The organism is Clostridiales bacterium, assembly GCA_014799665.1.
Lineage (GTDB): Bacteria > Bacillota > Clostridia > Christensenellales > Pumilibacteraceae > Anaerocaecibacter.
On record JAAVHP010000018.1, the window covers coordinates 1 to 8,270 of the forward strand.

Annotated in this window: 4 protein-coding genes; all 4 read right to left on the reverse strand. The window is 38.4% G+C overall.

The window, feature by feature from the left end:
• Nucleotides 1-387 precede the first annotated feature (387 nt).
• Entirely contained in the window at nucleotides 388-951 is a 564-nt protein-coding gene (locus HDT28_07470) for a Crp/Fnr family transcriptional regulator (GenBank protein ID MBD5132405.1), read from the reverse strand.
• A gap of 91 nt (nucleotides 952-1,042) precedes the next feature.
• The gene (locus HDT28_07475; GenBank protein MBD5132406.1) at nucleotides 1,043-2,794 is read right to left on the reverse strand and encodes an AAA family ATPase; all 1,752 of its coding nucleotides are present in this window, start codon (nucleotides 2,792-2,794) and stop codon (nucleotides 1,043-1,045) included.
• 12 nt (nucleotides 2,795-2,806) lie between these two features.
• The gene (locus HDT28_07480; protein ID MBD5132407.1) at nucleotides 2,807-6,652 is read right to left on the reverse strand and encodes a hypothetical protein; all 3,846 of its coding nucleotides are present in this window, start codon (nucleotides 6,650-6,652) and stop codon (nucleotides 2,807-2,809) included.
• A gap of 52 nt (nucleotides 6,653-6,704) precedes the next feature.
• The gene (locus HDT28_07485; GenBank protein ID MBD5132408.1) at nucleotides 6,705-7,214 is read right to left on the reverse strand and encodes a hypothetical protein; all 510 of its coding nucleotides are present in this window, start codon (nucleotides 7,212-7,214) and stop codon (nucleotides 6,705-6,707) included.
• Between the last annotated feature and the right edge of the window lie 1,056 nt (nucleotides 7,215-8,270).

The window sequence follows — 8,270 nt, forward strand, 5'->3', positions numbered from 1 at the left end:
GATTAACGGTGAAGTGCGAGGCTATGTACCTCAGTATGACATCATACTTATGAAGCAATCGAGGATTGAAATTGTCAACGATAAAAAAGTATGAAATAATTGCCGGTAATACTTATTACCATTCACCGATTACCTGAAACTGCATCATGTAAGTAAAGGCGATAAAGTCACAATGAAAGGCGAAGTAAGAGGCTATGCCGATGAGTATGATTTTGTTCTTGTCAAGCAGTCAAAGATAGTATCGGTAAATGGCAAGAAGCCGTGATAAGAATTCTTGGAGCCTTCCTCGCATCATTTGCCGGGGTGTCGGCTCAAACTGTTTCAACAATAAAGTGTCCCCAAAGTTATGATAAAACTTTGGGGACACTTTGTTTATTATAGATTAAATTATTCAGTGAGAAGGCTTTTACGGATACGGCTAATGTAAGTCGGTGTAATTTTCAGATAAGAAGCAAGTTCTTTTAAGGTTATCTGTTGAAGTATCTCCGGACAGCTTTTTATCAGATATAAGTATCTTTCTTTTGGAGACTTCTTGTATAGATCAATCAGCCTGTCATAAGTCTGGCACATAATCATTTTTGATAATGCCTGTCGCGCTTCCGTATGTTTGGACATTACCTCATTGACAATATCCCCTTCGCAGATAATAACTTTGGCTTTTGTAGCGGCGACAATCTCGCTCCTTGCATCTGCATTTTCCAAAATTGAAAGATAATCGGCAACCATGGCATCCTTAAAGAAAAATCCAATAATTTGTTCCTTCCCCTTGTAATCCCTCACGATATGCTTGAAGTAGCCTGATTCTATGAAACCCATATAATACGCAGGCTGACCCTCATAACAGAATCTTTCACCTTTATCGAAAATCTTTCTGTTGCCATAACGCTTGCAAATAGAGTGCCACAAATCAGCATTGACTCCTTCAAAATATGTATTGAACATATGTTTCATATCGACTGCAAAATTACAAAAAATTTCTGATATACAAAAGAGTAGTTACCAAGGATATATAACCAAAACTCCAGGTTATGGTGGAAAGTTTTTATTGACTAATAATTTTAAAATTAGCCGGTATATCAGTAGCTGGTATAAATAAAGAGGCTTCTTCACTAAGTTTTGTGAGATAACTTCTTATTTTTTTACTCATATACTTATAATTCAAGATACTCTTATCGGCAACTATTATGGTATGACTTTTAGCACGGCTTGTGGCAACATTGAATAAATGTTCCTCCAAGGAATATGCAAGAGATGTATTTGGTATGACAAAAATGGTGATCTCAGAGGTTAGTCCCTGCACTCTGGCTATGGTGTCAATCAATACATTATTATTAACACCCAGTCTTAAGGAAATTACTTTTTGTAAACTTCTAACGGTCTTACGAAAAGGAGTTAATATAGCCAATTCTTTATTTCTACATTCCTGTATTATAGAATGAGCTATGAAAGTGGTCATGTCTAATGCGAAAGATGGATTGTATTCTCCAAGATTCATATCAGTTAAAAGAAGAAAGGGACCTCCGTGTGGATGAAGAATCTTATTGATAGAGGAAGCAAAAATTATATTATCCTTTTTATTCGAAGTCAAAGATTCATTATAGAATAAGCTCGTATAGTTGGCTCCTCTTTGAGAAAGTCGAAATGTTTTTGTAAGCTGATAGATTGGAAAGCAGCGTTGTTGAGCCATAGTAGTTAGCCCCTCTACATATTTTGATAAATTCTTTTCCTTTACCTTATCCGAATTAATACTTACTATGGGGCCTAACTGGGCAGTGTCGCCTACCCATAGATTAGAGCAACCAAGTTTTTTTGCAACGGCGAACATTGGCAACAATGCTTGGCTTGCCTCATCCATAATTACAACATCAAAGACTCCATCCTCATTTAAATCAGCACCAAAACCCGAAGCAATATAATAGGTAGCCATAACTACGCTTCCTTTAATGGGAAGTACCTGTTGGAGATTGTTTACTCCTTTGGCTTCCTTCTCTTCATCTAATGTTAGTTTCGATTTATACACCCTTCCTTCTTTTAATAATGAACCTGATGCATCCTTTGTTGCGACCTCAATAAGAGCTCGATTAGTAAGAGCTGTAACAAGAACAGACTTACCTTCATGGCAAAGTCGATTACATAGTTCTGCTATGAGTTGAGTTTTGCCTGTTCCTGGAGGTCCTTGTAATATAGTGACGGGTGAATTCTGAATTTGTTGATAAATGAAGTCAACAGGTTTTTCACGTTTTATACCTATCGGAATATTTGAAATATTGCAATAAGAATAATCTAAAATATCCTGCACGCCTTTGGACACCTCATCATAAGTTAGACGAAGTAAGTTTTGTAAATATTGGATAGGCGGCTGATGGGGTCCGAAAACAATAAGTGCGTTTGGTGCATTCTTTAGAAATTCCGCAAAAGAAAGATCAATTCCTCGAAAGCCAAGTAGGATATACTCTCCGTCTGTGGATTTGGATTGCCATACACAAACGGCTTCAGAGTCTTTTACTCGATTCTTTAGTAAGTCACCATAGGTCATCCCATTCCAAGAGTGAAGATTCTGTAGTCGTGATGTGAGATACATGGCTTGTAGATATTCTCCCTTCCGGGGAAATGCATTGGATGACTTGAATTTTACTATCATCTCACCCTCATCAAACTTTACTAATAACCCCACAAATATTTCTTCACTTTCGCGAAACAGATATGTAGCGGGGGCAGAGAATTTCTTACCGAAATCCTCTGTCACCGCATTTAGTTCCGTATTCAGAAATTTACGAATTTTTTCGCGTTGCATGTTTTCTATGCGTTAAAATAGTTCTAAGTTGCCAGTAGCTGGTTTTTCTGATGTATTCAATTCTGGGGGAAAGAAGTTTTGCCAAGTGAGATGAGTAGGGGCAATAAACTTATCGAAATCGAATTGAATACCCTTGAAGTAGCGGAATGCTTGTGATAGTTTATCCAGACGTTCTGGTATGTCGCAATTCTTGGTTGAGAATCGTATTGTCATATTATCAGATTGGGATAATATGTCTCGCAAATCATATTTCTTAACCATGCCATCTGTTACCACACCAAACATAGCATTCTCTTCCATTAGAGTGTCCCACTCGAGTGGTGAAATTATTGTGTTGCGATGGCTCTTGTTACTGCGAAACACAACTGGAAATGCTTTTTCAGAACCAATCTTGCGGACTCCCGATATTTTTGTGTAATCATCCCATATAGCTTGGGAGATGTCATACCCACTATTCTTTAGATCCTCAAGGATCATATCTTTTGCCTCATCCAAGTATACTTGTTGGAGTTCTTTTGAAAGACCGGCATCATCGTCACCCACACTAACGACTGTACTTCTATTTAGGAGGTTGAACTTTGCATATAGCTTCTCAATTTCAGCCTTAAGTTTAGCATTTTCTTCTTCTAAATATGCCACTTTTTCAGCATTCTCATGAGCCTTTTCTATCAAAGCAATATCAGTTCCAGTCCTTACAATGGCTTGGAGTTTTTCCCTGATTTCAGGGGTGATTATCACATTTACTGTGATGGCGTCTTTTTGAGCTTCTGTCTTGGGACATTTATCTTTAAATGTTGATTCATTATTTTTAGCCCATCCCTCAATGAATAAGGTCACATTGTTTTTATATGCCTCCTCTCTCCAATTAGAGGGAGCTTCGAATAACTCAACGATCTTATTATCGATGAATGTAAGGACCTGATCACGAGATATTGTTCTCTCAAAGAATACCTTTGCATTTTTGTGCAGTAGCTCCTCTCTGTAGTCGGTTCCTCCAGGTAGATTGGCGGCAACGTCTTTTAATATCTCATCAATCTCTCCATACTCGGAAGAGAGTGCAGAAAGTGCGCAAAGTTTATCATTCTGATTAGGATATATTTTTGCTGATGTTTTTTCCAATTTAAGATCTCTAAAAGAAGAATAGAGATCATTTAAATATTCATAGACGCGCTGCGTACCTATTGAACCAAGGCGATAGTTTATACCCTCTATAGTAGCGTCTGATTCTAAAACATCGAATAAAGAATCCGCTACGAGCTTGTTTGGTATATCCCAGAGATTGGATTCAGAATAGTTGATATTTCCGATGAAAGGAACACTTACATCCGATAAGATATCCACTATTTCTCTAAAATTTTCTTGTGATTCATAAGTCTCAGACTCTTTCCAAGACGGAAGAATGCCAAGAAGATAACGCGCAATTGGGAGAAGGGTCTCTTTGGAATATTTATAATATCTATGACCGATATTATGGTATCCAGGGGCAGGATTATTGCTGCTCATGAATCTATCTCTAATGCTGCCGACCAGGGATGTTGTTGACCACTCTTTCCCTATCCCAATGGCTTTTGCATCTATTCCTGTATGTAGAAGAAATTTTTTGACATCCACACCGATGGGCTTAAAGATATCATCTTTAAGGACTGCTTCGATTCCAAGATCAATATATAGATCCTCTTTTTTACGGAAGTTTCCATACTGATTAGGAACAACTGCATAATTATCCCACTGATTTGAGGTAGGCTCAATCACTTTTAGAGTATCATTAAGCCAGTTTATGCCAAGTCCCTGTGGAAGATTATCAACGCACTGGAGCTCATGTAGTTTGGCAACTACTGCTTTTCGGAAGCGTTCATCAAGTACTTCCCATGAGGCAGCAGTAAGCGAGTTGTCATTGGTTTCTTCTTCTTCAAGTCCAAATAGATTTTTTGCTATCTCAAAAAATGCCTTTCTTTTTTCGCAAAATCCGGTCTGGTTAGGATACTTAGCCGCGTCTGTTGGAACGATTGCCATAAGAGGCATTAGCTTTGTGAGCCATCCATTATTCTGGGTTATCTCACGAGCACATTCATTGATATCGTGGGCGGCCGAAGTGGTGGTATATTTGCCTTCCAATGATACAGCCGTGATATTAGAATTGAGAATATCAGAACTTTTATCTTTACCTAACTTGGCAAGAATATTAAGCGCTATGTCGGATACGCCCACATTTTCTTTTAGCGAGCCATCTCTTTTGTGGAGTGTCCCATTAATGTCAGGGAGCAACGCGTATTCCGATAGAAGAGAGTCATTACGCTTTGCAACAACACTAAGAAATGCGTTATACCAGGTTGAGATATCTTCCCCAGATACAAGAGGTATATTCTTCCAGTTTGAATATGTTTCGGAGATATGCCTACAGAAGTCTTCAAGATTCCAAACTCTAAGATCTCCATTATTCCAGATTTCTTCTGCCCACTTGTGATTATCCTCCAAAACTTCAGAGGGATATATTTGAGCTACCAGATTTAGGAGTTCTTTCTCATCTTCATTTTTTGATTCCTTAATGATTATGGCATCCGTTAGTCTGATTTTTTCTCCGTCGGCCACTTTAGCCATCTTTTGTTGAAGAGCCAAGTTGCGATAGTTCTGGACCACTTCTGACTTATACCATTCTTGATCTAATTTTTCATGATTCTTGGCTCTTTTAAGTCCCTGAATCATATAGAAGGGGTTCCCGAAATTTGATGTGACGGCATATGAGAGGAGCCTTTCATATTGAGCTAAGATATCAGCATAAATCAAACGATTTATACCAACTTCAGTGATATGTCCCTTTTCCTCATTAAAGGTCTGTCCATTAAGCATAAGGCTTTGCCGTTCACTATCGGGTTCGAAATCCGGACAGTTCACATAAATCGGTTCATCAAGCTGATTTTCAATCCCCACTAATGGAAGCACACAGTAGAAACCACAAGATTTCCCTTTGGGAATAATATTGTTTTCTCCATCAATCTCTATAGCAGTTTGAAGGCGCATGTTCCTTGCATTTTTATAACGAGCCGTAAGTTCGGGAGACTCTTTGATTAGGGAGGTGGAGATAAAGCGTCTTGTCTGGTTGATTTCTCCGGTAAATATTATTGTCTGTTCCTTAATATCCGCAGTGAGGTTATTAGAATCTCCTCTCTCAACCTTAAGGAGTGAACCATTGTTGTTGATCACTACGGAGTTGAGCTCAGGACAGAAGAGCATTGTCTGAGCTATATTGTTATAGAAGTTTTCTATACCCAATCTTACAGCTTCGCGTCCAGAATCGGATTTAATATGATATGTAAATGATGTATGTCCAAAACTCTCTTTGAAGTAGACCTCACTTGACTCCATTTTATCAAGACCTTCAAGGAGCTCGGACTCTGTATCGCCGTCGCGGTACATGGTTACTCTAAATCCGAGTACGTTATTGAAATCATCGTCATCATAGACGTCGCTCTCAATGCTGACAATTTTTGAAAGGCAGTGAGTGGTAAGAAAACCTGTGCCAAAACGGCCGGTACTCTCTTGAGTTTCCTTTGCCTCGCTATATTTCCATAGTAATCCCAGACGGGCATTTAGAGTGAACGGATTTCCATCATGAGTGAACGTCACTATGTCCCCATTAATGTTAATCGAAACATTAATTTTATCGCGCGTATTGTCATTAGCGATGGTATCTTTGGCATTCTGGATAAGTTCCCAAACCCAGCGTTGCTTGTCGGTTGCAGAAGGTTGATCCAAATCGCGGAGTCGTTTTGCTACATTGCTGATATACATTTTCCGCAAAAGATCGTCGAATGCTTTTTTGGCTCCCTTAGGAGCACTCACTGAAGTAAGGTCAGACATACTTTATAGTTTATAAGTTTTGAGATATTGTGTTTTTTGAACCCATTTATTTTTAAATGGGGGAAACTTCATTTTCTTCGGAAGTCTCTGTGTTAGATTCTTCCATTCTATTTTTCTCATTTTCCCCCTTTTCCTCGAGATAGAGTCTTAGGAAATCAATGAAGTATCTTTTGGCTTGAGTGTCTAAGGATAGTCCTGCGTATTTGTCGGACCAGATAGTAAAGTCTTTACTCCATTCGCCTTCCTCACACATAAGGAGCTCGCCCTCACATGTCCGTAGCTTAATGTTGTAGTATTGGTAGCATCTTTTTCCTTTAGAATCAATCCATGAATGTATTTTAATGTGTTCAATCTCTTTCCCATCTATATGGATTCGTTGAGAGGTGGTTGAGAGAGAAAGATCGTAAATCACCAAGGTCAAGTGATCGTTTACTTGATAAGCCTCACATACATAGTTACCACCTTCCATTCCCTCTTTTATGAAAAGAGGATTGGGCTTTGAAGTCGAAAAGACGATACCGGTGGTAAGCATCTCTTTCTCTTTTTCTGTTAGTTCTATCATGATTTTTGTTTTTTATAATCATATATACTCTATATTGCAAAAGAGTAAACATGAATTATGAAATATTTTTAAATTTACGATCGATCTGTAATATTTAATAATTGTGTCTAATATACGCAATTATTATTTTGTGTAATTATAACGCAATAAAATTAAAATTGTTTTAAGGAAAATTATTTTTTTGAAAAATTTTTAAATAATTTTTATGTATATCCTTTTCCTTGGGCGCAAAATTGGGAATTTTATTTTAAAAAGATGAACCTTCTGAAATATTGCAAAGAAAACGAGTGGAGAAGTTGTAAGATTAATTGAAAGGTTGCAAAAAGAAAAAATGATTATCCCCATAATTCCCCAATACATTTCAATGAAAGGACAATTTACAGTCGTTGGGGAATCTTCTGCATATTTCTCCGGAAGCCTTTAGGCTTAATGGTCGGTAATAATTATTTCTGCGCCGGTTCCTGCTCGTTCAAGCGTAGGCGGCAGCCTAAAGTTCTGCGCTTGGATTAATTCAATTCCTTCTTTTAAGCGAATCGCGGCCTCCCATACATAATCCAACCATGTGATGGTAATGCAACCTGCTCCGCAGGTATAGCTTCGTCGGGTGAGTAGCCTCGGGTTCACTCCCTTCGGTCGTCGGAACCCGAGGTTACAAAGAATGTAACCCACATCGTGGGTTTGAGGTCTTTCTATGTGGTTGGATAGAGGTATGAATAGATCTTGGGGATTTATGAGAATGCTCATAAAAAAATTATGGCTTAAACGTAAGTTATGTAGTTGCAAAAAAATAAGGGTTTGCAACCAACGGCTGCAAACCCAATCTAAAAATATATAAAATTCCCTATTCTTCCGGATTAAATAAGCGATGTAATTCCATAAAGCGGTGGAGGGTGTCGTCTCCGTGATGAGCCATTGAGGAGATCACTTTGGGGAGAGCTTTCTCCCGGGTGATGTCGCCGGATTTTGAGTAAAATTTATCGGCATAACAGACGGCCTTCTCTTCAATTGTCTCGGGAAGCATATCAGAAGGGGGGAGAGGAAGGTGCTGTGAGAGGA